Annotated in this window: 17 protein-coding genes; 2 read left to right on the forward strand and 15 right to left on the reverse strand. The window is 52.2% G+C overall.

Annotated elements, in window-relative coordinates; genetic code table 11:
• Nucleotides 1–320: 320 nt before the first annotated feature.
• From AC0MA3_RS24840 to AC0MA3_RS24885, 10 genes are all read right to left on the reverse strand, one after another.
• Complete coding sequence (locus tag AC0MA3_RS24840) at nucleotides 321–3,071, reverse strand: alpha-mannosidase (RefSeq protein ID WP_474658157.1); 2,751 nt, start codon at nucleotides 3,069–3,071, stop codon at nucleotides 321–323.
• A 27-nt stretch (nucleotides 3,072–3,098) separates the two neighbouring features.
• Nucleotides 3,099–6,281, reverse strand: coding sequence for a beta-galactosidase (locus tag AC0MA3_RS24845; RefSeq protein ID WP_474658158.1), 3,183 nt, complete (start codon nucleotides 6,279–6,281; stop codon nucleotides 3,099–3,101).
• Nucleotides 6,278–7,597 (reverse strand): glycoside hydrolase family 125 protein, encoded by a 1,320-nt coding sequence (locus tag AC0MA3_RS24850; protein ID WP_474658159.1) that lies wholly within the window; start codon nucleotides 7,595–7,597, stop codon nucleotides 6,278–6,280. Before AC0MA3_RS24850 ends, AC0MA3_RS24845 begins: the two co-directional genes overlap by 4 nt.
• A 190-nt stretch (nucleotides 7,598–7,787) precedes the next feature.
• Nucleotides 7,788–11,063 carry an alpha-mannosidase gene (locus AC0MA3_RS24855; RefSeq protein WP_474658160.1) on the reverse strand — a complete coding sequence of 1,092 codons (3,276 nt, stop codon included), beginning with the start codon at nucleotides 11,061–11,063 and terminating at the stop codon, nucleotides 7,788–7,790.
• Complete coding sequence (locus AC0MA3_RS24860; protein ID WP_474658161.1) at nucleotides 11,050–13,419, reverse strand: glycoside hydrolase family 3 N-terminal domain-containing protein; 2,370 nt, start codon at nucleotides 13,417–13,419, stop codon at nucleotides 11,050–11,052. Before AC0MA3_RS24860 ends, AC0MA3_RS24855 begins: the two co-directional genes overlap by 14 nt.
• Nucleotides 13,420–13,447: 28 nt before the next feature.
• Nucleotides 13,448–14,365, reverse strand: a complete 918-nt coding sequence (locus AC0MA3_RS24865; protein ID WP_379164107.1) for a carbohydrate ABC transporter permease — start codon at nucleotides 14,363–14,365, stop codon at nucleotides 13,448–13,450.
• A gap of 23 nt (nucleotides 14,366–14,388) precedes the next feature.
• The gene (locus AC0MA3_RS24870; RefSeq protein ID WP_379164200.1) at nucleotides 14,389–15,321 is read right to left on the reverse strand and encodes an ABC transporter permease; all 933 of its coding nucleotides are present in this window, start codon (nucleotides 15,319–15,321) and stop codon (nucleotides 14,389–14,391) included.
• Nucleotides 15,322–15,405: 84 nt separating this feature from the next.
• Nucleotides 15,406–16,902, reverse strand: coding sequence for an ABC transporter substrate-binding protein (locus AC0MA3_RS24875; protein WP_474658162.1), 1,497 nt, complete (start codon nucleotides 16,900–16,902; stop codon nucleotides 15,406–15,408).
• A gap of 176 nt (nucleotides 16,903–17,078) precedes the next feature.
• Nucleotides 17,079–18,605: a response regulator gene (locus tag AC0MA3_RS24880; RefSeq protein WP_379164112.1), complete on the reverse strand. Its 1,527-nt coding sequence runs from the start codon at nucleotides 18,603–18,605 to the stop codon at nucleotides 17,079–17,081.
• Complete coding sequence (locus AC0MA3_RS24885) at nucleotides 18,598–20,424, reverse strand: cache domain-containing sensor histidine kinase (RefSeq protein WP_474658163.1); 1,827 nt, start codon at nucleotides 20,422–20,424, stop codon at nucleotides 18,598–18,600. Before AC0MA3_RS24885 ends, AC0MA3_RS24880 begins: the two co-directional genes overlap by 8 nt.
• Nucleotides 20,425–21,003: 579 nt before the next feature.
• Here AC0MA3_RS24885 and AC0MA3_RS24890 point away from each other — a divergent pair.
• Entirely contained in the window at nucleotides 21,004–21,129 is a 126-nt protein-coding gene (locus tag AC0MA3_RS24890; RefSeq protein WP_074084383.1) for a DUF4023 family protein, read from the forward strand.
• 72 nt (nucleotides 21,130–21,201) lie between these two features.
• Here the strand turns inward: AC0MA3_RS24890 and AC0MA3_RS24895 are convergent, their stop codons facing one another.
• Together AC0MA3_RS24895 and AC0MA3_RS24900 are read right to left on the reverse strand one after the other, a co-directional pair.
• Nucleotides 21,202–21,915, reverse strand: coding sequence for a hypothetical protein (locus AC0MA3_RS24895; RefSeq protein ID WP_474658164.1), 714 nt, complete (start codon nucleotides 21,913–21,915; stop codon nucleotides 21,202–21,204).
• A 101-nt stretch (nucleotides 21,916–22,016) separates the two neighbouring features.
• Nucleotides 22,017–22,541, reverse strand: a complete 525-nt coding sequence (locus tag AC0MA3_RS24900) for a GNAT family N-acetyltransferase (RefSeq protein WP_474658182.1) — start codon at nucleotides 22,539–22,541, stop codon at nucleotides 22,017–22,019.
• Nucleotides 22,542–22,822: 281 nt separating this feature from the next.
• On the opposite strand from AC0MA3_RS24900, the gene AC0MA3_RS24905 reads away from it, so the two are divergent.
• Nucleotides 22,823–24,418, forward strand: a complete 1,596-nt coding sequence (locus AC0MA3_RS24905) for an acetate--CoA ligase (RefSeq protein WP_474658183.1) — start codon at nucleotides 22,823–22,825, stop codon at nucleotides 24,416–24,418.
• Nucleotides 24,419–24,531: 113 nt separating this feature from the next.
• Here AC0MA3_RS24905 and AC0MA3_RS24910 read toward each other — a convergent pair whose 3' ends face one another.
• From AC0MA3_RS24910 to AC0MA3_RS24920, 3 genes are all read right to left on the reverse strand, one after another.
• Nucleotides 24,532–25,422, reverse strand: coding sequence for a lysostaphin resistance A-like protein (locus tag AC0MA3_RS24910; RefSeq protein ID WP_474658165.1), 891 nt, complete (start codon nucleotides 25,420–25,422; stop codon nucleotides 24,532–24,534).
• A gap of 73 nt (nucleotides 25,423–25,495) precedes the next feature.
• The gene (locus AC0MA3_RS24915; protein ID WP_474658166.1) at nucleotides 25,496–26,092 is read right to left on the reverse strand and encodes a hypothetical protein; all 597 of its coding nucleotides are present in this window, start codon (nucleotides 26,090–26,092) and stop codon (nucleotides 25,496–25,498) included.
• A 90-nt stretch (nucleotides 26,093–26,182) separates the two neighbouring features.
• Entirely contained in the window at nucleotides 26,183–26,623 is a 441-nt protein-coding gene (locus tag AC0MA3_RS24920) for a HEAT repeat domain-containing protein (RefSeq protein ID WP_474658167.1), read from the reverse strand.
• Between the last annotated feature and the right edge of the window lie 132 nt (nucleotides 26,624–26,755).

Below are 26,755 nucleotides of genomic sequence, written 5' to 3' on the forward strand. Positions count from 1 at the left end.
CTTTTTTTCAACTTCATTTCGAGCTCGGCGTTACTATTTCTTGGCCGGAATAAGAATATACCATGTACAGGTTTTGAATGCAAGCATTACTTTTAGTTTTTTTCAAATCCTATTCTGATGTCCTAGATCGTAGCTCTCTTCAGGTCTAAGGTCCAGGCGGCTAAGAGACATACGAACAAATCTGTCCGCTGCTAAACTGTTATAGCTCTTATGGTAAATAAGACGACCTAAGATTCAAGAAAGTGAATCCCGATGATCCCAGTGAACTATTAAAGGTCCCCCGGCAGGGAAGCGCCGGGGGATCTTTTGGACAAAAACATTTAAGCTCTTAAGTGGATACCGAATGTGGCAATTTCGCAAGGCCCGAGTTCCAGCTGATACTGGGCATCTTCCGAATGAGGCAGCGGAGCCGTTCTCTCTTCTAATATCCCTGTGCAGTACAAATGTTCATGTGGGAGCTCTAGCCCTACTTCTAGCTGAGCATGCAACTCACTCATGTTGTACCAGCGCAGCAGGAGGTCGCCGGTAGTTTCATTCATTTTCATGGAGGAAAATGCGGCTTCGGTACCTTTCCAGCTTAAAGGTGAATACCCGGAAGGAATCGCACCGTTATGGACGCCCGTCTGAAAAACGGTCCATGGAACCTGGAACTGGTGTGCTTTGGCATATGCGCCAGAAGTAATGCCGTCTCCAATATGCGGAATCAGCATTAACTGCGCGGTATGCTCGCCAAGACATTGTGCCTCAGGTGTCGGAAACCAGCCCCAGTCGCCCAGCTCCCCTACACTACGCAGCAAAGTAACAGCAATCGTATTACGTCCGTCCCGCAGTACTTCATATTCGTTCAGACCAAGATTGGCTACAGTCAAGCCAATTTCTGTGTCGCTCATATCCACAAAGGATTGTTGATGCTGGGTATTGCTCGGATTCTGCCATTCTGCCGCTGGCTCATTATCCCGTCTGGCAATCTCAAACATGGAATCGGCATGATGCACCGGAGTGTGAATATCTGTAGGGAACAGCATCCGCACCCGGTGATCCTTCGCAGTATTGTTAATCGTGGACTCAATGTGCAGCCCTTCGGCTTCACGCTCCAGTGAGATGACAGTACGAAGTTCCAGAGTCACAGTCTCACTGCTGCGCTGAGCTTTACGCTCCGGATAGTACACAAGTGCAAGCTGTTCCTCTTTCAGGGTAGCATCAGCTGAAGCAGGAATCTCCCAGGTATGCTTGATCTCCAGGGACGCCCGGTAAGCTGTATCCTCAAGCACAGTGATAGCTGCATCGAGTCCTTTGGTAGTCAAAGGAATCTCGCCATCCGGCTGTCTGTACATGTATTCATTGCCAATGTCTCCGGTATTTTCATAGATGCCAAGATCACGGTATATAGCTCCACTCGGCTTGTGACTCAGGCTGAAAGAGCCGTCTGGGGAAACTTCAACACGGATTGTCTCGTTCTCCAGCACATGTTCGCCACGGATAAGTGAGACCTTCTCCGGATCAGCTGCTGCCTGCCCGGCAACCCAGGCATAAGCACGCAGTCCGAGCGCAGGCACCTCTGAGGCTTCGAAGGTGAGTTTTATACGGCGGCACATGTATGGCTGACGGAACTGATCGTCCGGCAGGTCATAGCCGAATTCCAGACCCAGATCTTCTACGGAGCAGACCAGCACTTTGCCGCTGTCATCTAACAATATCCGGCCGGAGAGATCAAACTCCTTCATTCTTCGTGAGGTTTCCTCGAGGCCGAGGCCTTCACGAAGGTATAAGCGGGCCGCGTCGAGCTCGATACTCACAGTGCCCGTGCGGGTCCAGCCTGTAGTGTTCATCACTACAAAAGGAACAGCTTGCTCACCTTCAGGGATGCCTGCAAAAACAGAAGTATCCACAGCCTCTGCAATAAATCTGGCGCTGTCTTCAATGATACTTTCTGCTACGTGGCGGCTTTTATCAAAACGGGTAACCATTTCGCGGTGCACCTCATCTACACTGCAGCCGCAGATGCTGTCGTGCGGATGGTTCTGCATGAGCGTCTTCCAGGCGTAGGTAAACAGGTGATGCGGATACTCCTTGCCAGTGAGCGCCGCAATGGAAGCCAGTGGCTCGGCTACTTTTTCGAGAAGAGTCTGGCCCTTCTGGTTCATCTGTTTCAAGTACACACGTGCCGAAGCAGTATTGACGAGTGTACCCCAGCCGTCGGTCCGTTGGCTTCGCAGTTCCCCTGTAACGGATGAAAGCTCACGTCCGCCTTGCTCCAAATCCGCATTCAGTGCATCCAGGTAATCCGGAAAGTTCGAATGAACGAACTCCATCTCCGGATAAAGCGCCTGCGCGGTGGCGATAGCCTCAGGCAAATCCAGTTGCAACGGCTGATGGTCACAGCCATTCATGAACAGCAGCTCACCAGTGGAAGCATATTTCTCGGCATCGGCCAGCTTGCGGTCCCAGAATTCACGTGCAGCAGCCCCGTCCGCCGGGACTTCATTCCCGTTGGAATACCAGTTGGCGAAGAGGATGCCGAGAATGCGGGAACCGTCAGGCCCTTCCCAGATCAGTTCAGAGAAAGAAGACTCATACCCGCCATCCGATACGGTGTTGTTGAAGCCGGTAGGTTTTACCCCTCTGCCAAAGAAAGCATTCTTAATACCGGACTGGAGCATGAGCTGCGGCGTCTGGCCGACAAGACCAAAGGTATCGGGAAAATAGCCGATTTTGGAAGGTTCCCCGTACTTCAACGCATCCTGATGGCCGATCTGCATATTACGTACATTGGCCTCACCGCTTGTAAGAAAAGCGTCCTGCAGAATGTACCAAGGACCTATCAGAATCCGGCCACCGCGGATATACTGCTCCAGCCTTTCTTTATTCTCCGGGCGGACCTGCAGATAATCCTCCAGAATAATTGTCTGACCATCCAGATAAAAGCTGCGGAAGGCTGTACTGCTGTCCAATTTATCAAGCAACGCATCCACCAGCTGAACCAGACGGACATGATGCTTCTCGTAGGGCAAATACCATTCCCGGTCCCAGTGGGTGTGGGAAACGATATGTGCTGTTTTTTTCTTCGTCATGAGTCCCATCTCTCCCTTAAATCTTGCTCAGTGTATTGTAATCGCAGTTTCTCCCGCTCTGTATACAGAGATCAGCTGCCCCTGCTTATCTGCCGAAAATAGGACAGAACGTTCCTTCTCCAGCCGGAAGCTGTAGCTCACACCGGTCTGCAGGTCTTTAACTTCAACGTCAGCATCCCAGGCGTATTCGGATACGAAAATATAAAGTGCTCCTTCGTCAAATTCGAGCTTCCGTCCGTAGATACCCGGCAAATCACCGCCGCGGGTCCACTCCAGCTCCGCAGGAACAGATGAACGCTCCACCGCATAGCGGTACAATTCGGCGATTGGTTCATCGCGGTCATTCAGCTCAAGCGGGAGCGGGCACCAGATCAGACGCCCCTTGCCAAGCGGAAGATCGATTACGGCATCGCCATCTTGTGTCGGCAGAGTGGCTTGCTCTGCATCACTGATTTGCACTTCTCTGACCAATTCAGCAATCCGGCGCTGTCCGTAAGATACGGCAAAGGTTCGCTCGTCAAGCTTCATCCGCTCCTCACGCCGCACGTTGCTTAGCTCACGCGCACCGAGGGCTGACTCAAGCCGGCCCGAAGGCTGCCAGTAGGAGTTCAGTCCCAATGCTCCTGTTACAACAAGCACCGCTCCAGTCCGTTCCACAAACCCAATCAGCTGTTCCATGGCGCTATCATCCAGGTTGTGTGCACTAGGCAGGAGAATCAGCTTTGGCGGCTGAGCCTCCAGTGCTTGCAGGCCATACTCCGAAACCGCACGGAATGGCAGGCGCAGCTGATAGGACAAGATGCGGGTCAGCCGGGTGGTGGCATCATAAGCGAGCTTGCGGTTGGAGAAATCATTGGAATACGGGAAAATAACCGCGATATCCTCAAGCTTACGTCCGTCAAAAAGATGCCCGCTTTCTGCAATGAAACGCCCAAAATCATAGGATACATCTGCCTCTGGCTTCTCTGTCCCGTCTGCGCGCAGTGCACCAATCTGCGATTCGTTAGCATTATCCATATAGAAGTTGGTATTCCAAATCCACTGGACAGCACCTGCTCCGCCCGCTGCAAACGCGTAGGCATACTTACGTTCAAGCATAGATCGCAGCTCTTCCTCAGATCGCTTGGCACGCCCGTCCGGGGTTTCGACATACATAATTCCAGTTTCCTGCACCAGGTTGGGCTTATTTTCTGTTTTGGCAAAAATTCCGCTCCAAAGCAGATTGTCGTTCAGCCACCAGGTGTGGACGGTTGTGTAGTCTACAGCCTGTTCGTAAAAGAACGGTGAAGGCCTCTGTGCGCCTAGCGCTTCGTCCTGACCTACAGTTACGAGATGCGCCGGGTTCAGCTCCTTGATAGAATCATACAGCTCCTTGGCCCACACATTGTGCATCTCCATAGAGAACAGGCAGTAGTCCAGCCAGCGGGTTCCGCGTTTGCCGGAGTGAATGTCCTGAATGCTGAAGTTGATCTCCGCTTGTTCCGGGGGACGTGCCGATACAAAATCCGGAAGCTCCAGCGGCGTCATGTTCCAGCGCTCCTGAAGAACGGCAATGCTGTCATGGCGCTCCGCCAGCCAGGCGGAGAACGCCTGCTGTTCATGGATATCGCCTGCACTGCTCGGTCCGTCCGAAAAGATACGAGGCGGGTCAAACATCGATGGCTCGTTGATCAGATCCCAATCCACATGGGCTGTGTGAACATGTCTGGAAACAATAGAGCGGATAAACCGCTTTTGTGCCTCTACGCTGCGCGGGTCCAGATAGGGATTGCTGCCTTCCCACGTCTCCGGTGTAAAGGAGAAGAACGTAAAGGTCACCTGAAGGTCATGCTTCGCCGCGGTCAGCAGAAAAGCATCAATCGCCCGCATCACCTCTTCAGAGGCATGGCCATCGACCTGCATGATATTGCGGTAAGCTGTCCAGATGCCGGTGCGGATCCAGTTGATCCCTGCCTTTTTCATCTGCGCCATGTCCCGGTCCCATACAGCAGCATTGGGCAGAAAAAGGAACTTCCGCGCCACATCCGAGGTCATATAGGTCATCCCTACAACCGGCAGCGGGCGACCATTCTTCTGAAAATAATCCCGGCCGGCCGTGATTGGCTTGCCCTCCGAGAGCAGTGCAGCGTCATAGCCCCAGAAACCCTGGCGCAGCACGCGCTGCTCGCCGTCTTCCGCTTCGGCACGGCAGATCAGAATGTACAGGCCCGGCTCAAGCTCTACGGGGATAGGAATCCGGAGGAAGTTCATTTCAGTGCTGATGGCAATCGTGCAGCTTTGTTCAAAACAAGGTGAAACTGATCCTTGCTTCTGTAGGCTTAAGGTAAGCTTCCATTTGTCTTGATCGCCCCCGGTCTGGATACGGCTGAGCCGCTGGCTCTGCAGGCTGATTACTGGTCGCTCCCCCTGTTCATAAGAGGCGTAATTCGGCTTGATCCATAATTCGGTGACGCCTTTGGCGGCGAAGTCCGTACAGTCTGCGAGCAGCTTCAAGCCTGCTTCACCGCTGAAATCAGGTGTAAGCGGCTGGCCGATGAAGATCCAGCGGCCGCCTGTGAAGGGACCGCCGACATGCTCCCATAGTACAACGGGAGCAGATACCTCGCGGCCTTCAGCAGAAAGGCCCTTCAGCAGCGGATAAATCCGGGTATCCATGGGGCCGCTTGCGCCCATCTGCTCCGGCAGATCGCTGCTCTTGGTCACATGCGGCACCAGATTCCAGGTGTCCGCCGGGTTCAGCAGGCCCTCGCAGCCTGCGAACAAAGGGATGTCCGCGAGGGCAGCAAGCGACTGCACACGGCCGCCGTCCACACAAAGCGCTTCATGAATATGAAGCTGCCGGTGGTAGGCGGTCTGCTCCGCTTCCGCCTGCCAGGTGCCATTCTGCGCACGCACCGGATATTTGAACGGTGCGCCGCCGATGTTCAGCAGCCCGCCGCCGCGCTTCAGGTAGGCGAGGATGGAGCCCCAGGCTTCCTTGGGGAAGTAAGGGGCGTGAAGGTTGATGAAGCATGTGCCAGGCTCAGCGGCATCCAGTGCTGCTGCCAGCTGCTCCGCATCAACAATGTGGACAGGATGGGCGTTATGGGCGGCATGGGCGGCATGATATAATCCCCCCTGCTGCTCCACCTGTTCCCGGAGCAGTCCTGCGGCGTCCGCGTAGCCCGGGAATAACGGGTCAACAAACAGAATTGCAGCACCAGCACTCACAGCTGGCCTTCCTTCATCATCCGGTACACAAGCTGGGAGAACAGACTGTTCGACCAGGCGAACCAGCTGCGGGTGAACACGGAGGGATCGTCAGCGTGGAAACCTTCGTGCATAAACCCGGTATCTGCGTCCGTACTCTCAAGGATAGCGATCAGTTCCAGCTTTTCCTCTACAGACTGTGCGGTAATTCCCTGCATAGACAAGGCCATGTGCCAGATATAGTTCTTCGGTGTATGCGGGCTGCCAATACCTTTGGCTGCTGTTCCTTCATAATAGAAAGGATTCTCTGTACTGAGTGCAAAACGTCTGGTGTTCTGGTAGATAGGATCATCCGCCGTGGTATAGCCGAGATACGGGATGGAGATCAGCCCTGGGGTTCCGGCATCATCCATCAGGCAGTAATTACCGAAGCCGTCTGTCTCGTAGGCATAAATCGGCCCGAATTCCGGATGGCGGTAAATGCCGTACAGCTTGATGCCGTAATCGACCTCGAATTCCAGCTCCTTGAGCTCAGCCAGCAGATCCATGTCACGGAATACCCACTCGGCGAATTCCTGCATTTGCCGCAAGGCTACAACGGCAAACATATTGCCGGGAATGTTGTAATGGAAATCGCAGGCATCGTCACTGGACCGGAATCCGGACCAGATCATCCCTGTAAAGTTCACCGGCATGCCGAGACCGCTGTTACGCAGCGAGTCCTCAGGAATGCCGTTATTGCGGGAAAAACGGTACGGTGACTGCTCGAAATGGCGCTGCTCTCTTTTGAACAAATCGATGATGATCCGCAAGGCAGACTTGAACTCCGAATTGAAGAAATCGGTAAGCCCGGTTTCCTTCCAGTAGGTATAGGCCAGCCGCACAACAAAGCAAAGGGAGTCAATTTCAAACTTCCGCTCCCAGACCCACGGGGACATCTCGGTAACATCGGTGGTGTTCCAGTGCCAATCGTTAGCCGACTCATTAAAAGCATTAGCGTAAGGATCGATGTGGATGTACTGAATATGACGTTTGATCAGACCGCCGATGACGCGCTGCAGGTCCGGGTCGTTGGCAGCCAAAGGCACATAATGAATGACCTGTTCCACAGAGTCGCGGAGCCAGGAGGCCGGGATATCTCCCGTTATGACAAATGTAGTGCCATCCTCCATTAGCTTCGTAGTCGTCTCCAGTGTATTGGGAAAACAGTTTTTGAACAGCTGCAGCAGCTTGGGACGGTGAGCCAGCTTCTCTTCAGCTTCTGCCAGCACCTCCTGTACGGCTTGTGGCAGCCCGAGCTTTGGCATCGGGATTTTGGGTAGTCTGAATTGTTCCAAGGAAGGTACACTCCTTCTATTCAATAGGTAGTTTATTTTTCGATATGATCGCCATTAGATTCCTTAGGGTTGAAGCGAAGTGGAATAAGTGGAACTAAATGGGCTTGAATTCTGTTAGAGAAGGCTTTTGCGGGATCTTGCACACTAATCAGCTGTCCTTCATTTAAGTCCAGCATATATTTAAAGAAGTTTATTTCATGTAAACCGTCTTAATCTCAAAAGGAGCGAAGTGCAGTTCAAATTCACCCTGGTGATGGACTATAGGCTCCAGTTGTTCTTCGAGAGCATTCGATATATAAATTTCACTAAACGGCTGATTCCAGGCCAGCTTCACAGTTTCACGCCCTCCAGAGGATTCATATAGACGCATAATACTTCCCTGTCCATCCTCGGAAGGCTTCACCGTATCCAGCACAACATGCTGCCCTGTAAAGCTGATAAAGGCTCCGGCGGGTGACAACTGACCCGTCTTCCCGCTGGCTGCGGCCGTCTGTACTTCATGATTCAGCTCCGCAGCCTTGCGCAGTGTGTGAGCAGTCCGCCAATCCCCTTGGTGGGGATAGAGTGAGTAGGTAAAGTCATGAGTGCCAAGGTCCGCAGTGGCATCAGGCCATTTCGGCGCCCGCAGTAAAGACAGGCGGATGGTGCTGCCCTGAATATCGTAGCCGTATTTGCAGTCATTCAGCAGACTGACGCCGTATCCATGTTCGGATACGTCCACAAAACGGTGGCCACAGACCTCGTATTGTGCCTGTTCCCAGCTGGTATTGCGATGCGTTGGACGCTGCAGCGCGCCAAATGGAATCTCATAGGTTGCTTTGTCTGCAACCACATCGACCGGGAAGCCCACTTTCAGCAGCTTGTGGGCTTCATTCCAATCCACATGTGTCTTGAAATCCATCCGCCGATCATGGGCATACAGAATCAAATCCTGGGTGATCAGCGACTTGCCCAGCTTCCAGCGGAATCTCAGCACATCCCGGACTGTGCCGGAGTGCAGCACGTATTTCTCTACCAGCTCTACTTCGCCAGCAGGCAGGGCTTCATAACGGCTGTCAATGTCCCAGGCATCCCACAAGGTCGGCCGGTCATGGAAGAAGTGGAATTGGTTGGCGCGGCCACCCTTCTGTACAATTTCCCGACCTGCCGCCTTGTCGAACAGACTGGTGATTTCACCCCGTTCGTTGAACGTCAGGCGGTAATGCGGTGTATCCCAGCGGTCATGCAGGACTGCTCGTTCAGGCAGTGCAGAGGATGCACCCGCAAGTAGGGCCGCTACGTCTGGAATTCTCACCGATGTTTCGGCGGCTGACATTTTCGCTGCTGTCATGCTATCCAGCCTATTCCGGGCTTCTCTACTCCCCAGCGTTATACATTCCTCGCGTCTCAGCCATATCGTCTTATACCCCAAAGCCGGGATTGCCGGGACATGTATATAAGCGGTCCATTGATTCGTTGTCTGGTGCGAGGTCTCATCCTCAGCTGACAAACCGGTCACAAGATCTAGCGGTAGTACGTTTCCTGACTCATCAAAAGCGGCCAGGACCCCTTCTGAATCTGATAGTTCTGTATCTGTTGATTCTGGATTAGCCAATTGAATTGCAACTACTGCATCACGAACCCAGCTAAGGCTATTGAACACCACGTAAGGCTGGCCTTCTCCTTCTGTTGCCACCTGGGCGGCCAAGACTTCAAGTCCCGGCTGCAGCGCTGCCTGACCCAGGCCGAACACCTCGCGGTATTCCTTCTCCGAGGTCTCATAGGCTTCGGTGATGGCCGAGCCTGGAATAATGTCATGGAACTGGTTCAGCAGCACCAGCTTCCAGCCTTGATGCAGTTGCTCTGTGCCGAGATTGAACAGCTCCGGCTTCATAAAAGGGGCTGCCAGCGTCTGCCACAGTTCTGCCTCGCGGTAGAGAATCTCCGCCTTGCGGTTGTTCCGTTTGTTGCGGCCATGCGTAGTATAGGTGCCGCGATGCAGCTCCAGATACAGATCACCGCGCCATTCCGGCAGTTTTGGCTGCCGTTCTTCAATGCCTGCGAAGAAATCTGCGGCACTGCTGAAGGTACTAGCCGGCTGGCCTATCATCAGGTCCGCACGGCGGATGTATTCCAGCATCTCGCGGGTTACGCCCCCGCCGCCGTCGCCATGCCCGTAGAGCAGCATCTGCTCGTTGTGTATTCGCTTTTCGCGGAAAGATTGCCAATGGTCATGCACATCCTTCGGTAACGTATTCTCGTTCACTCCATGGTTGAGATAAGAGAGCATCGGGGTGCCGTCAATGCCGACCCAATGGAACAGATCATACGGGAACACATTGGTGTCATTCCAGCCGAGCTTCGTGGTCATGAAATAGTTCACACCCCCATGCCGCATAATCTGCGGGAGTGAAGCGCAGTAACCGAAGGTATCCGGCAGCCATTCTATGTCCGAGGTCTGCCCGAATTCCTCCAGGTAGAAGCGCTGACCGTAGAGCATCTGGCGCATCAGCGATTCTCCGCTTGGAATATTCAGATCCGGCTCTACCCACATGCCGCCTACCAGCTCCCAGCGGCCTTCCTTAACTCTCTCTTTGACCTTCGCGAACAGGACCGGGTCGTTCTCCTTGAGATATTCGAACAGCTGGGGCTGGCTCTGAGCAAATTGATATTCCGGGTATTCGTCCATTAAGGCATTCACGGTGGAAAAGGTCCGGCTGGTCTTCCGCACGGTCTCTCGCACCGGCCACAGCCAGGCAATGTCGATATGTGACTGGCCGACCATATGGATAGTGCCTTCTGCATTGGCGCCGATCTTCGCAATGTCTGCGCGCAGCATCTCTTCCAGGGCAGCTGCAGCCCTTCCTTCATAGACGTCAGACTCGCTCAGCTTCAAATAACTATCCATAATACGGTACAAGGCTTCAAGCATCCGAGTGCGGCGCATATCCTCTTCTGGCAGCAGTATAGCTGCATCACGTACAATAACAGCGGTATACATCAGGCTCTGTACCGGCTCATTGACCTGTACCAGCCAGGTCCGGATGGCCCGGATCGGCGGCTGGATGACCGCCTGCTGATTCAGCGGATCCACCGGCTCAGGGATGGGATCGAACAATTCGATTTCCAGCTCTAGCGGTCTGCCGTCCGGAGAGGCCTCCAGAGCTACAAAGGTGTGATTCCGGTCAAGGCCTTGGCGGGATTCCCCGTTCACACGCAACAAACCTTCCCCTCCTGACTCAAAGATCAGACCTACACGCTTCCCGGTCCATTCCGCTGGAATCGCAAGCGTGCGGCGAAAAAAGTATGTGATTCCCTGAACACTGGGAAACAGTTCGAAATCTCCGCCTTCGGTATAAGGCCGCATCCCCTCATATTGACCCGGCACGGTATATACAGAAGCCTGAATATCCCATCCTTCCAGCACATGCTGCTCCAGCCATTGCCGTTCCGACAGCTCGCGGATAAATCTTCTAATCCGTTCCATGTGACCCCTCCATGACTTCGAGTGCGGCTTCCTGCACATCATTGACATGACTGCCCACCAGCACCTTGAAAGCTCCCGGCTCCACGACAGGCTGATAATCTTGGCCGATATATTGCAGTTGCTCCGCGCCGACTTCAAATTCTACAATTCGCGATTCTCCTGGAGCCAGTGTGATCTTGCGGAAGCCCTTAAGTTCCTTCGCAGGTCTGGATACCTTGCTTGCCACATCGGAGATGTAGAGCTGAACGACCTCGGCTCCTTCCCGTTCTCCCGTGTTGCTAACAGTAATACGTGCTGTTGCGGTTCCCTCTGCAGTGATCATTTGCGGCTCCACCTGGAGTTCAGAGTAGCTGAAGCTCGTATAGCTCAGTCCATATCCGAACGGATATTGGGGCTGCGAATCGGCTTCCAGATATTTTTTGCCTCGTGAACGCTTGCCGTTATAGTACACCGGAAGCTGTCCTGCATCCTTCGGCCAGGAGATCGTAAGCCGTCCAGAAGGATTCACATCTCCGAACAGAATGTCAGCCACCGCATGGCCACCCTCCTGCCCAGGATACCAGGCCTCCAGAATGGCATCAACGTGCTCTTCAATCCAGGGCTCACTCACCGGACGGCCGTTGATATAGACCACGACCACCGGCTTGCCCAGCTTATGGATCTCCTTCACCAGCTCCAGCTGCACACCCGATAGAGCCAGCGAAATCCGGTCAATCCCTTCGCCGCAGTCCATATCGCTCCAGGCATGCTCCGTCACCTTGGATGCCCCGGTCTTCAGGTCAATACTACCTTCGCCGAAGTCACGGGCGCTTGAGCCGCCGAGCACCATCACCACGGTCTCAGCCTGCGCGGCACAGGCCAGCGCGGCTTCGAAGCCTTCTCTGTCGTTGCCTTTGATCCGGCAACCAGGCGCGTATAGCACCCGCTCCGCTCCCAGCTTGCTGCGGATACCGTCCAGCACGGTTACAATGCCTGATCGCTGCTGCGGCGAGGTATAATCGCCCAGCTGATTATACGGCGCATCGGCGTTCGGGCCGATGACGGCAATCTTGCCGGCGCCACTCGCACTGACGCTGCCTTTCCTGACGCTGTCACCGCCAACGCCACCGTTAGCGCCCCCGTCACCAGCCAGTGGCAGTATACCGCCTTCATTCTTCAGCAGAATAATGCTCTCCGCAGCCAGCTTCCGGGCAAGCTCCCGGTGTTTCTCGCTGCCGATGAACTTCTCCGCCGCATCCGGATCGGCGTACGGCTGCTCGAACAGGCCGAGCTTGAACTTCAGCTCCAGCACGCGCTGAACGGCACGGTCCAGAACCTCCACTGCAAGCTTGCCGCTGCGGACGGCGCCGGCGAGATGTTCTCCGAACATGACGCCAGACATCTCCATATCGATGCCCGCATTGATAGCCTGCACCGCTGCATCCCGTCCATCTTCTGCCACATCATGGCCGTCGGCCAGCATTTCGATCGCTCCGCAATCGGTAATCACAAGGCCGTCAAACCCCCAGGCCCCCCGGAGAATATCCTCCAGAAGTGCGGTATTCGTCGTACAGGGCACACCGTCAATTTCATGGTAGGCGGGCATAATAGAAACAGCCCCCGCTTCCACCGCCTTCTTGAACGGCAGCAGATCCACTTCAAGCAGCTCGCGCCAGCCCATATGCACAGGGCCCGCATTGCGGCCGCCCTCGGAGCTGCCATAGCCGGCGAAGTGCTTCAGTGTAGCGCCAACGCTTTCCGGACTGCTCAGCGATTCTCCCTGCAGTCCCTCGACGGAGGCAACCGCCAGTTCGCTGATCAGATAGGCATCTTCCCCAAAGCATTCCTCCGTCCGGCCCCAGCGGGGGTCGCGCACCACATCCAGCACAGGGGAATAGGTAACTGTTCCGCCCTGGCTCCGGGTCTCCAGTGCCACTGCCCGGCACATCTCCCGGTACAGGTCTACATTCCACGAGCTCCCGAGCGACAGCGGAACCGGAAATACCGTTGCCCCAATCGCCATATGGCCATGTGAGCATTCTTCCCCGATCAAGATCGGAATGCCGAGGCGTGAGTTCTCGATGGCATAGCGCTGAATGGCATTCACTGCCTCCGCACCCTGACGCGGGGACAATCCGCTTGCCAGCGTCACTCCGGTCCAGGGATCCGCACGAAGCATGCCGTAGAGCGAACCGACGCCCGAATCCGCCACTTGGCGTTTAAAATCTTCCGTGAGCGTAATCGTTCCCTCTGTATGTTCATAGGCCTGCCAGCCAAAAGGCTGAACCAGCTGTGCGGCCTTTTCTTCCAAGGTCATCAGTCCGAGCAGTTGCTCCGCCCGTTCTTGAGCCGGTCTGCCTGGCTCTTTATATTTCATACTCCCCACTCCCTCTCTGCTGACGGTCTTATTCCTTCACGGCGCCTACCGTAAGACCCTGGATGAAATAACGCTGGAAGAATGGATAGGCAAAAATAATCGGCCCCGTCGCCAGCACCACCATCGCCATACGCGAGGTATCCTGCGGCATAGAGCGAAGCGCCTCCATGCTGAGTGAGCTGTTGGTGGAATTCTGCATAATGAACTGCATGCTGGTCTCGATCCGCATCAGCATAGACTGCAGCGGCACGAGATTCGGATCATCAATGTAGAGCAGCGCATTGAACCAGTCATTCCAGTAACCCAGGGTACTGAACAAGGCAATGGTCGCCAGACCGGGTAAGGAGAGCGGCAGTACCAGCGTAAGGAAGATACGGAATTCGCCTGCGCCGTCGATTTTACCGGATTCGAGAATGGCATCGGGAACGCTGGTGCTGTAAAAAGTACGTAGGATCATAATGTAAAAGGCATTGACCGCCAGCGGCATCACGAGCGCCCAGATCGTATCCTTCAGACCCAGAAACTGCGTAACAATGATATAGGTCGGAACGAGCCCACCGTTGAAGAGCATGGTGAAAAAGGCAAAGAAAGCAAAGAAATTGCGGTATCTGAAGCTTTTACGCGAAATGGCATAGGCATAAAACGAAATAAACAGCAAGCTGATCAGCGTGCCGAGCACCGTCACGAGGATGGTCACCCCATAGGAGCGCAACAGCATATCTCCCGACTGGAATACATATTTGTACGCACCCAGACTCCATTTGGCCGGGAACAGACTGTAGCCGTCTCTGGCCAGCGCGCCCTCATCTGTGAAGGAAATAATCACTACGAAGATAAAAGGAAAGACACAAAGCAAGGCAAACACACCGGCAAACAAATTAAACAGCACGTTCCAGGTTTTGGAGAGCTTATGAAAATCACGTTCTTTTCTGATAATCGTGGACATCTGGTTCACTCCTTTCGCCCTGACTAGAATAAGGCGCTGTCCTTGTTGAATTTACGCACGATATAGTTCGAGGTAATGACAAGCACGAAGCCGACAACGGATTGGTAAAGACCCGCCGCAGTACTCATGCCAATCTCACCAGTAGACTTGAGGCCTTGATAGACATAGGTATCGATAACGTTCGTAACACTGTAGAGCGTCCCGGAATTACGGGGCACCTGATAGAACAGGCCGAAGTCGGCGTAAAAGATTTTTCCGATGGCCAGCAGGGTCATGATCGTAATAATCGGGCTGAGCAGCGGCAGCGTGATGTTCCTGATCTGCTGAAATTTACCTGCACCGTCGATCATCGCCGCTTCGTACAGCGATTTGTCGATGCCCATAATAGCTGCCAAATAGACTACGCTGTTATAGCCAAGCGCCTTCCACAGATACACGAGCACGAGGATAACCGGCCAGTATTTTTTCTCGGAATACCAGTTGATAGGTTCTGCTCCAAAATAACTCAGGATCTGGTTCAGCACACCGCTCTCTGAACTGAGAAAGCTGAAGGCAAAGTAGCCGACTACGACCCAGGATAGAAAATACGGCAGGAACATGCCGGTCTGGTAGACCTTGGCCAGTTTTTTGTTGGCAATCTCTGCGAGCACAATCGCCATCACGACCGACAGCACCAATCCCAACAGAATGAAGACTGCATTATATAAAAGGGTATTGCGGGTGATGATATATGCGTCATTCGTGGTGAACAGAAACTTGAAGTTGTCCCAGCCCACCCACTTGCTGTTGATAATGCTGGCCCAGAACCCTTCCCGGCTGTACCGGTACTCTTTAAAAGCGATAACCGTCCCCACCATCGGCAGATAGGAAAAAAAGAGGAACCACAGCGCGCCCGGTAGGACCATGAGCAGCATAACTTTATCTTTGATGACATTTCGGATGAATCCGCCAATCATTTTCACGTTGAGCCCTCCTAAACTGTAAAAGAAAAGACCGGGCTAGAGGCTTGGCACCCGCCCGATCTTCCTTAAGGGAATGAATTATTTATTGTTCGCGGCTTTCCAGGCGTCGATTTGGGTCTGTGCTTCTGCGATGATTTTGTCGAGTCCGGCAGCTTTGAATTTCTCAATCGCTTTTGGCAGATATTCGTCAGGATCTACGGTTCCTGTCATCAGCGGCGCCCAGAACTCTTCCTTCACGTTCTGTACAGCGGCAATTTCATTCGTTACCTTGGAGGTATCAAAGTTGAAGCCGAGCAGAGGAGCATTGACGCCTGCTTCGTTAAACTTCTTGAACTGCTCCCATTTGTCCGCAGGGTCGCCTTCGTTCAGATAGTTGATCATGATATTGCCCAGAGAGAAGGACGGCATATCATAGTTTTGCGCCTCCGGCAGGTTCTTGATGGTGTTATCATTGATTTTCTCGTAATGTACGCCTTCAATACCCGAGTCGATCAGGTTGCGCAGATAAGGATCGGTGTTCAGCAGGTTCAGGAATTCCATAGCCTTTTCCGGATGCTCGGAGTTGGCGGAGATCGCCTGCATTGAACCCATTACGGACCAGTTATAGATGTAAGATTCGCCTGCAGGGCTGGAGACAACAGGGTAGCCATAGCTGGCCGTCCACAGATTGTCAGCCATAGGCTGTGTAGTGGCACGGTCCATGAACCATTTGCCGGCTTTATACAGATCATCCACAGAGGAGGTTGTCGCTACTTCAGATGATACATAACCTGCCTTGTAATATTTGTGTACGGTTTCAAGACTGGATTTCAGCTCTGGACTTTCCAGGATGTTGACGATTTTATAGTCCTTGGTATCCAGATATACGGCCATTGGCATTTTTTCAATAATATAATCGAAAGGCAGTACCGGCATGTAGTCCTTTACCATCGCATATGGTGTGACGCCCGGTTCGTTTTCCTTAATGGTCTTGAGCATAGGTTCAATGCTGTCCAGTGTGGTTGCACTGCTGATATCGAACTTATATTTGTCTACAAGCTCTTTGTTGAAGCGCCATACTTCCTGTGCCGGAAGCTCTTTGTTGGCCGGGATTGCATAGTTGTGTCCGTCAACCTTGGACCCTTCCAAGAATGCTGGGTCAATGGTAGACTTGATGTCTTTACCGTACTCATCAATCAGGCTGTCCAGTTCCATGAATGCGCCTTTGCGGGCATTCTGCACATAATCCAAGGCCCATGAACTGGTAAACATAATGTCCATAGGTTCACCGGAGGCTACCTTAACCTGCATTTTTTGCGAATAGTCGCCGTAGTCAAGCATATTGATTTTGAGAGTTGCGTTAATTTTCTCTTTGGTGTATTTGTTGATTTCAGCCACGACCATGTCCAGATCCTTCTGCGGCGCACCGATGGTGTACCAGATCAGCTCGACCGGCTTCTCCGAATTGCCTTTGGATCCCGAAGCAGAATCATTGGAGCTTGCATTGTTCGAACCGCCGCCACATGCGCTAAGCAGTACTGAGAATGCCATCATCGATGTCAGTAACAGGGCCAACCGTTTGCTTTTCTTGCTCATTCTTTATAACCTCCCCTTTATTCACCTCGATACTGCAGGACCATATGAAGGTCTGTTCGGCCTCTGTCCTCTCAAGGATTATCTTAACTTTAGTTGATGTAAGCATTCTCAGACAGAAGCTAAACTAAATAAATCATGTAGAAAATAAAGAAAAGAACTTGCCCGGCAGACAGCCGTTACACAAGTCCTTTATATTCGGTGGGGGAAATTCCCACATATTTTTTGAATTGCTTATAGAAATAACCGGTCTCCCAGTAGCCGACATTCCTGGCGATTTCATGCACCTTGGATGAGGTTTCGCGCAGCTGTTCCTTGGCTTTCTCAATCCGGTAGCGGTTAATATATTCAGTGAACGTATCCCCTACTTCCTTGCTGAACAGCTGTCCCAGGTAGACCGGGTGGATATTGAACTGTGCCCCAAGTGTCTTCAGCGAAATATCCTCCGCATAGGACTCCTGAATAAATTTAAGCACCTGCTGCACGACCGGACTCTTCACATCACGGATCAGCAGATCAATCGTGAACGATGCGGCGTCCTTTAGAATCTGAATCCATTCGTGAATCGAGGTGGTTTCGCGAAGTCTGCGGAAGCCCTCCTGGAACAGTTCGGGATCTTCACAATGCCTGATTTCCTTCAATTGCATTTTTAAGCGGATCAGCCATTCCATGGAGAAATCCTGGAGGACCTCCGGAGTTACGCCTTCCATATGCCGCAGCTGCTCGAACCGCTCATCAATCCGCTGCAGCAGCGCCTCCTTATCCTTGGCGAGAATAAGCTTCTGCACCTGCTCCCAGTTCTGGGTGACCTCACGCCCGTCCGCCTCACTTCGGCCGGCGATCTCCTCATAGCGGATCACTGTCCGTTCCGGAAACAATATGAAATATTCCCGGGCTTTCTTCGCCTGCGCGTAGCTTAGGGCTGCTCCTCCTTCTGTCTCCACAACAGACCCCAGCGAGAAGCAAAGCGGCTGATAGGATGACAACCGCTTCTCCAGTTGCTCATGACAATGCTCAACCTCTTCCTTCCCGCGCTGGTATTCACTTAAACCATGCAGAAGCACGGCATCCCCATCCATATCCTGAAAAATAATAGTAGAGCTGCTGTCCCCAAGCGCATTCGCAACTGCCTTCATAAATTCCGTATCGCCTGCCCCTCTTCCCGGCCGCAGCAATGCAGCCAGCAATAGCGGCTTGTTCAGCTGAATACCCAGCAGTTCCGAGCGCTCCCGGAATTCGCTGCTTCCAATCTGTTCCCGGAGCCAGCGGTGCATAATATTATCTCTTAATATAGAGAAGCTCTGCGCGTTCAATTCATCTTCCACTCTGCTCATATGAAGCTTCTCCACCGTATTGTTCAGTGTAGCCTTGAACTCCTCCAGATTAATCGGCTTCAGCAGATAATTCTCAATGCCGAGTGTCATACCTTCCTTGAGATAACCGAACTCATCATACCCGCTGAGAATAATGACCTTCAGCGCCGGCTGGAGGACGCGGACTTCACGAATCAGATCCAGTCCATTCATCAGCGGCATGGAAATATCGGTAATCAGAATATCGGCACGGAGCGAAGTGAGCGCCTCTAGGGCCTCCTGGCCATTCTCCGCCCTTCCGACAATCTCCATCCCCATTCCGGCCCAATCGACAATATCATACAGTCCTTCAATGATAAAAGGCTCATCATCGACGATAAACACCTTATACATAGGTCGGTTCCTCCTCTCCCAGATCTGGAAAACACAAGGTCACGGTGGTTCCCGCACCTTCCTCGCTCGCTATGGCTAACCCGTGGGGCTCCCCATACAACAGTTTCATCCGTTCGTGAATGCTCCGCAGTCCGAAAGACTGAGAAGAACTGTCTGTATCCAGTAGATTCTGCTGAATCTGTGCAAGCCGCTCCTGCTTAATACCACGGCCATTATCCTTAATCACTGCCCGGAGTATACTGCCTTCCTTGACCAGATGAACCCCGATATGGTTATCGCTGCGGTCGGTCCGCATCCCGTGGAGGATATAATTCTCGACGATGGGCTGCAGGGACATCTTCAGCACGACCCGCCCTTCAAGATCCTTGGGGCAATGGAGCTCATAGGAGAATTTATCCTTATACCGGATGCGGAACAGCTCCAGATAGAGCCGGCAGGCTTCCAGTTCGTCCTTCAGGGTATGCTTTGCCTTGGGATGGACATAGCTTTTGAACAGAACAGAAAGACTGTAGATCATCTCTCCGACATCTCCCGCCCCCTGCGAAATAGCGCGCATGCGGATGACTTCCAGTGTGTTATAGAGAAAATGCGGGTTGACCCTCGCTTCCAGCGCAGCAATCTCGCTATGCTTCTGCTTGATCTCCGCCTTGAATACCCGGTCGATGTAAAGATTCAGCTCGTCCAGCATATCATTGAAGCTTTTGGAGATCTGGCCCAGCTCGTCTTCCTTCACATCCGTGATGCGGGCATTCAGATCCCCATTCTTCACCTTGCGGGTAAAGCGGATAATGTTATGCGCCCGGGTGGCAAAATTACTGATAAACAGCGTGGGTGTGATGACCGCAAACAGAATACAGATCAGGCAAATGGTAATAATCATGTTGCGAAGACCTCTGTAAGTGGCCGCCAGCTCACTTTCCGGCACCGCACTCAGTACAGTAAAGCCGCCCTGGGTATGCGTCAGCTTCGTGATCAGCATGCCGTTCACTTCCTCGCCGTCGGCATAGATCGCTTCAATCTGCTCAGGATAAGGATACTTCTTGCCATAAAATGTCCCGGAGCTGTCAAACAATACATCATTGTCAGCCGACAGCACGATAATATCGCCTTTGAAGTCATCCTTGTAGTCCCCCATGCTCGACCAGATATGGTCTGCATCATAGAATACCAGAAGCTGCCCGATATTACGCAGCGACTGCTTATCATTGATCGGTACACGGATGGAGAACATGGGCGAATCTGCGAGGGATATCGTTTTGCGGACCCAAATATTTGGAGTCGTTACACTGCTGGCTTCTTCCAGATACAAGGCATCCGGCACAAATGAATGTGCTGCATTAGTAGAAATAATATTGAAATTCTCCCGTTCGTTGAATACGTACAGCTGCTGTTTGGCAGAACTGTAGAGCAACAGACTGCGGATATCCGGATCATCCTCCATCTGGTTGCGGAAGAACTGTACACTGTCCGTGGTGGTGCTGCTCTCATTGAGATAGCGGTCAAGCCTGTAGGTGACATAATCCTGATACGGATGCTCCAGCAAGTAGGACGTATTGGCTGTAAGTTCGCTGTCCCGGTAGACATCGCGCATCATCGTCTGCACGGCATCGTATTTATGCTGCATATAGTTGTTCACGCTCTCCACGGTCCGCTTCTGGATCTCCAGCTGTCTCTGCACTACAGATTGTGACATCAGCAAGAACATCAGATAAGAGAAGGTAATCGTGGTTACCACCGCTATGATAGAGAAGATCAGGATGATCTTCATGAACAGATTATTCTTAAAATGCTTTTTGTACCATTTGCCGGGGAGCAGCATAAGGTCTCTCTCCCTCCTATTCGTGCAGGTTGATTGCCACATTATATCACGCAAGAGGAAAACGCTGCTGAGATCCCATCCCGGGGAGGGTCGGTTCAGCAGCAATAGAAGGCCTAGCTTATATCACGAATGCGGGCGCTCTGGGCGCGGGGCGTGAGTGTGGCGGAGGCCGGCGCTGCCACTCCAACAACGGCATTTTTGCCGCTAATCACATCGTTGTCAAAATGCTCACACACCATGGCTATAATTCAACAATAAGCTACGGACAAATGTGCAAACAGGGTAAATTCTAAAGGTTTACTGTACAAAATAAAGGTTAACTCTTTCAAGCATACCCGCTGGCGAATGTATGATTGAATGAACTTGATTAAAAAACGTTGTATGACTTTGCTATGAAGGCGCTAGCCCTGAACGAATGCTAATGTTCCCTTGTCTGCCCTGAGAGGTATGATCTTCCGCGATAGTGGATACAGTAACATCAGGTCTAGGAAGCAACGTTCACATCACTTGGCTGTTGCTTCCGATGTAAGTTTGGCTTAACACAGAAAGCAGTGCTCACAAATCTTTAGGAGGATACCAATGGACACGCACGAGTTCGTGGAGAAGTTTCAGGAGAATATGAAAAAAGCGGAGAAAAACAAGCGCCGCGGCAAAGGTTCACCGGAAGCCAGACTAGCAACTAAGCAGCACGGCACGAATAAATAATATCAAACAAAGGGGATGCCCGCTCAGCCGGTTGGCTTTGTCGGACATCCCCTTTTCACACGGTTCTATAGGTTATTTGCTCAATTTGGCAACACTTGAAGCCACTTTCTCAAGCTGGGTTTTGCTCAGCGCTTTATCCGGCGAGCTCAGGGTGACGTAGCGGTCATCCAGTTTGAAGGTCAGCATCGGGATATCCGAAGGCGTATACCACTTGCCTTCTGCTCCGGTCGACAGCTTCACTGGGGTGCCGTCATATTCGTAGGAGTAATCCCGGGGGGAGATATCCACGTTCATGTGGCTGAAGAGAAATCTCACACCATCGGAGCCTTCGGCTACCTTCTGGAAGACGTCTCCATTGACCATTTGCATGGGTGCATAGGCTGTCTCGAAGCCCTGGAAAGCAGCAAATGCCTTGGTGATGGCTTCTTTTTGTGCAGCACTGTATTGAACAGTAGCTAGAGTAACGGCCGATCCGTTACCTGGAGTGGTTGTTCCCGCCGAACCCAAAATGACCTGATTGGTCGAAGGATTGAAGGTAACCGGCACCTTGAGCGCATCCGCCATGGCACGGACAGGCAGGTAAGTTGTGTCCTTATAAGTGATTGGCGCAAGCGTTCTGCCATTGTTGTCTACCGGCGTATACTTGGCACCATTGACTTGGAACCCGATGCTGTGATTAAGATACGCGCTGATCTTCTGGAGGTTGGTTCCTGCATATACGCCCGCCGAGCCTGTAACGGCCATTCCGAATACCATGGTTGCTATGATCATTTTTTTGCTTTTCATTATTATCGTCTCCTTGTGAATTCGTTTGTGGTGTTCGTTGCTATAGATACATTTAATCATCAACTTGTTTCCAACTTGTATCGTGATTGTAAAGAAATAATTCAAATCCGGCGGCCAGGAACCGGGACATTATATACTCCGGTGTACAGGATTTCTCTAAACTTCAGGAATTCCTGCTTCGTTGCCGGCCGGGGATAAGTCATTAAGCGCAGCGGCAGATCAGCCTGCCCTTCACGCAGCGGAGGCTGCACGTAATCATACGGATTCAGATAAAAGCCCAGCCGCTCATAAAAGCCGATCCTGCGTGCTGCAAGCTCACTTTCAGGAAGCTCCACCTCCAGCACAACCGGCTTGTCCGATACGGCGAGATAGGTCTGCATCAGCTTCCTGCCGATGCCGCTCCCGCGAACCTTCGGATGCACCGCAAGATGCTCAACAAAGCTCAGCTCCGGGAATTCCCATGCGGCCAGGAAGGCCTGAATGCGCTTCTCCGTATCCAGTTCGGTATGGAGCTGGTAGCAGGGATGGTCTAGCAGTGCTTTTTGCCCCATGAAGGTTCTTATCTCAGTGTCAGGAAAGGAGGCTTCCATAATGGCGTAAATTTCATCAAAAGCTGTAGGGTTCATATTCATCGTCTTTGTCCTGCTTTCTTGATAGTTGCCGGTTAGCGGCAAAAGAGTCCTTTAATAATTTACCCTTAATTGCTCAGGGATCACCGTAAAAGATATACATAGACCTCATTAGTATAGCCTGCATTAGCATTACCAGGTATTAGGGATAACTGGTACAACGGCGGAAATAGTCACAGAACATTCTGCTGTTATCCCCTCATTTAGCATCTGGTACTAGGAGAACGTGCTATACTATACCTATTGAAAAAACATCACGTTTATATTAGGAGAGATTCATTTTGGACAATCAACATTGGATTGCACCTGAATTCTACAATCTCACTTCGGAAATGGAGCACCATCCAGCCGATAAGATTGCACTCAAGTGGCTGCAAGAGAACGGAAATTACGAAGAAATCACCTATGGTGATCTTATGAAGCAGGCGAGCCGCCTTGCCGGCGGACTATCCGGTCTAGGCTTTAAGCAAGGTGACCGTGTGCTCGTCATGGTCCCGCGCCGCATTATCGCTTACGTCATTTATCTGGCCTGCCTGAAGCTCGGGCTTGCCGTTATTCCTTCTTCCGAAATGCTCCGGGCCAAGGATCTGGCCTACCGGCTGCGTCATTCCGAAGCCAGAGGAGTTATTGTCTGGTCTGAAGTGACCGGAGAAGTTAATAAAATCACCGAAGATATGCCTGCACTTGATTACCGCCTCTCGGTTGGCGGAAGTGAAGACACGCTTGGCAGCGGATGGACTGACCTGGAGGGCCTGATGGACGGCCAGCCGGAGACGTTCCCAACTGTAGCCAGCCGCCGCGATGACATTGCTATTCTGGCTTATACCTCGGGCACAACCGGCAATCCCAAAGCTGTCGTTCATACGCATGGCTGGGGGTACGCACACCTGAGAATCGTCTCTTCTCTCTGGTTCGATATCCGTGAATCCGATACCGTCTGGGCTACAGCCGCACCGGGTTGGCAGAAATGGATCTGGAGTCCTTTCCTCACTGTTCTAGGCAACGGAGCAACTGGCTTTGTCTATAACGGCCCTTTCCATCCGGACCGTTATTTACAGCTGCTACAGGATCAGCAGATTCAGGTATTGTGCTGCACACCAACCGAATACCGCTTAATGGCCAAAACCGAAGGTCTGCCGCACTATGACCTGTCCAAGCTGCGCTGTGCCGTATCCGCAGGTGAACCGCTCAATCAGGAGGTCATCAATACCTTCCAGGAGCATTTCAACATTACCATCCGCGACGGCTACGGACAGACGGAGAGTACGCTGATTATTGCGGCACTCAAGGATGAACCGATCCGTGTCGGATCCATGGGGAAATCCATTGCTCCCGGCATTGTTGAAGTAATTGACGAAGAGGGGAACCCGATGCCTGCAGGAGTCGTGGGAGATATTGCCGTGCATTTAAGCATGCCGGCCTTGTTCCAGAATTACTATAAGGACCCTGAACGCAAGGTGAACTGCTCGCATGGCGAATATTTTGTTACCGGAGACCGGGCCCACAAGGATGAGGACGGCTACTTCTGGTTCGAAGGCCGTGGCGACGACATCATCATCAGCTCGGGATATACCATTGGACCGTTTGAAGTGGAAGAAGCCCTGATGAAGCATGCAATGGTCAAGGAATGTGCCGTAGTGGCAAGTCCTGACGAGATCCGCGGTTCAATTGTCAAAGCCTTTGTAGTACTGAAGGACAACGGCGCGGGTACACCGGAATTGGTCAAAGAACTGCAGTCCCACGTTAAAGAATGGACAGCCCCTTACAAATATCCGCGCAAAATTGAATTTATCGCGGATCTCCCAAAAACCGCCTCCGGTAAAATCCGGCGCGTGGAACTGCGGGAGCAGGAAAAGAAGGCTGCTCAGGAATAGCTGCTCCACTGGAAATAATCTAAATACGGTAAGTTTCCTCTATAGATAATCAAACGGGTGTCTCCCTCAATATGGGAGACACCCGTTTTGGTAGCCGTGGAGATATGAACATTTTAATAACGAACTGAAGTTTTTGTCCGCTGTGTTTTCCCGCGCTGCTTCATCAAAGTCACCAGCAGCAGGCTTGTACAGACCAGACCAAACACGATTGTAGTCAGAATACTCGCCTCCAGGCCGAAGCTTCCGCCAGTCATCCAGGCAGGGCCTTCCTGCGTCACCGGATATAGGCCTTGTGGTATTTTCCCGCTGACCGAGACTCCAAACACATACCCCTGAACCAGATTCCATGAGAGATGCAGCGCCATAGCAAAATACAAATTCCCCGTCCGAAGGGTCGCCCAGGAAAAAACACAGGCAATCAACACAATATTCAGTGCACTAATTGCATTATAGCCGGGGTTGGCCATATGGGCCGCCGAGAACAAAACAGAGGTGATGGCTATAGCCCACACCGTTCCCAGACGGCTAGTCAGCAGGTGCTGAATGTATCCCCTGAACAGAACCTCTTCGCAGACTCCGGCTATGCAAGCAGTGACGATCAATCCGGGCAGATCCAATTGACTAAAGTGAGGCCACAATCCCGCATTCTGAAAAGCAGCATTCCCAAGCGCCCATAGAATGGTAATGACCATAGTCAATAATACTGTCCCACTCAGGAAACCTTGGGTGAATCTTTTCATATCCGGCCTCGACAAGCCTATGGAACTGAGCGGACGCCTGCGGATGAACCGGACCGTAAAACAAACTACGATCAGCGTATAGAGGCCGCTTGATTTGAATACCCGCACCCAGCCGTCCGGATCAAACAGCTGCCTGGAATTCACCCGCAGAGATAAACCAAAAGTCATCACCATGACCAGAAGAAAAATGGTTGCGGCAACAAGAAGGAGTTCCCATCCGGCCCGCAGCTGGCGTGTTTGATTTCTGAATATGTAGCGCACCACAATTCACCCTCTCTGTATACTCTGTCTATTAGACAGAGTATACAGAGAGGGAACACTGCAAGAATGCAGGAAGTTATTCTGACCAATAGTTTGCCGATGGATTCAGCGCTGCGCCAACTTCCCCTTCGAGAACCAGATCGCAGTCCAGATAACCTTCCTCATCCAGAAAATAAACGTCCTGCTTGTAGAATTCGCAAAGGGTCTCCAGAAACTTCTCCGGGGAATCGTACATCACGACCAGGTCGCCGTAATCATGCAGCAGGTCGCAGATCCGCTCGGTTCCGTCCTCACTTTGCAGATAACAGATGAAATCACTTCCGTAGTTGGTCAGGATAGGCAGCACAGTACCTCCGCCGCTGTAGCCCTTTTCTTCCAGAATACTTCGCAGCACCTGAACTTCCTGCGCATATTCCTGAATATGAATCAGCCGGTAGCCCGGAATGAATTCGACCAGACTGGGCTCCTCTTCGTCGCTGCTGGTACCGGAAACCTGGCTGTAGATTGCCTCCAGAAGCTTCGGCGCGTCCGGTACGATGCCGCTGATCGCCGGGCCTCCTGCCGCCCCCCCGCTCCCTAAGCTGTCAATATAGCCGGGACGCAGTCCAGCGGACAACTGGAGAAACTCCTGAAATAGGCGTGTTAATGATTCATTCGATGAATTGTTAAGCATGTTGTCATCCTTTACTTGATTCGTATTTGAGAACCGTCAAAAAGCGGAGCGATAGGGAATCCTCCCCGTCTCTCCGCTCTATGGCTTTACTTATTTAGTGGCCGAAACCCACATTTTCTGCAGCCAGGCGTCAAAATCCTCGCCCTTCTCGCCTTCATATGCATCGTAGACGTCGATCCGCATCTTCTTCAGCTTCTCCTTGAACTCTTCATACGAATGATCCCGCGGAAGACTCTTCTTGATGCGCAGCACAATCTTGGATACACCTCTGAACAGCTCAGGTTTGTTCTTGGACGGGACTTTGACCTCTTCACCGAAGGCCTTCAGCTTCTCGTATGCAGCTTCTTGGACGGTATATACAGGATCGCTGATCATCAGACGATTCAGAATATCGATAATTTGTTTATGGTTATAGCGGCCAAGCTCCTCCACGGCCTCAAGACGTGCTCTCCAATCGGCAGAGCGTCCGGCAGCCTTCTTCAATTCCTCGTAATTCTCCGGCAGCCCGTTGTTCATATCTTCATTATTCAAACGTTACAATCCCCTTCTTGGTTAAATCTGCTGTTCGTATAGCAGGCCTGAAATTCTGAACATTCTTAAGCAAGCCTATATAGTGCAATTCTACCGTACTGCAGCCGTTTATTTCAATCTTTTGGGCAAAAT

This window comes from Paenibacillus sp. LS-5, from assembly GCF_056121505.1.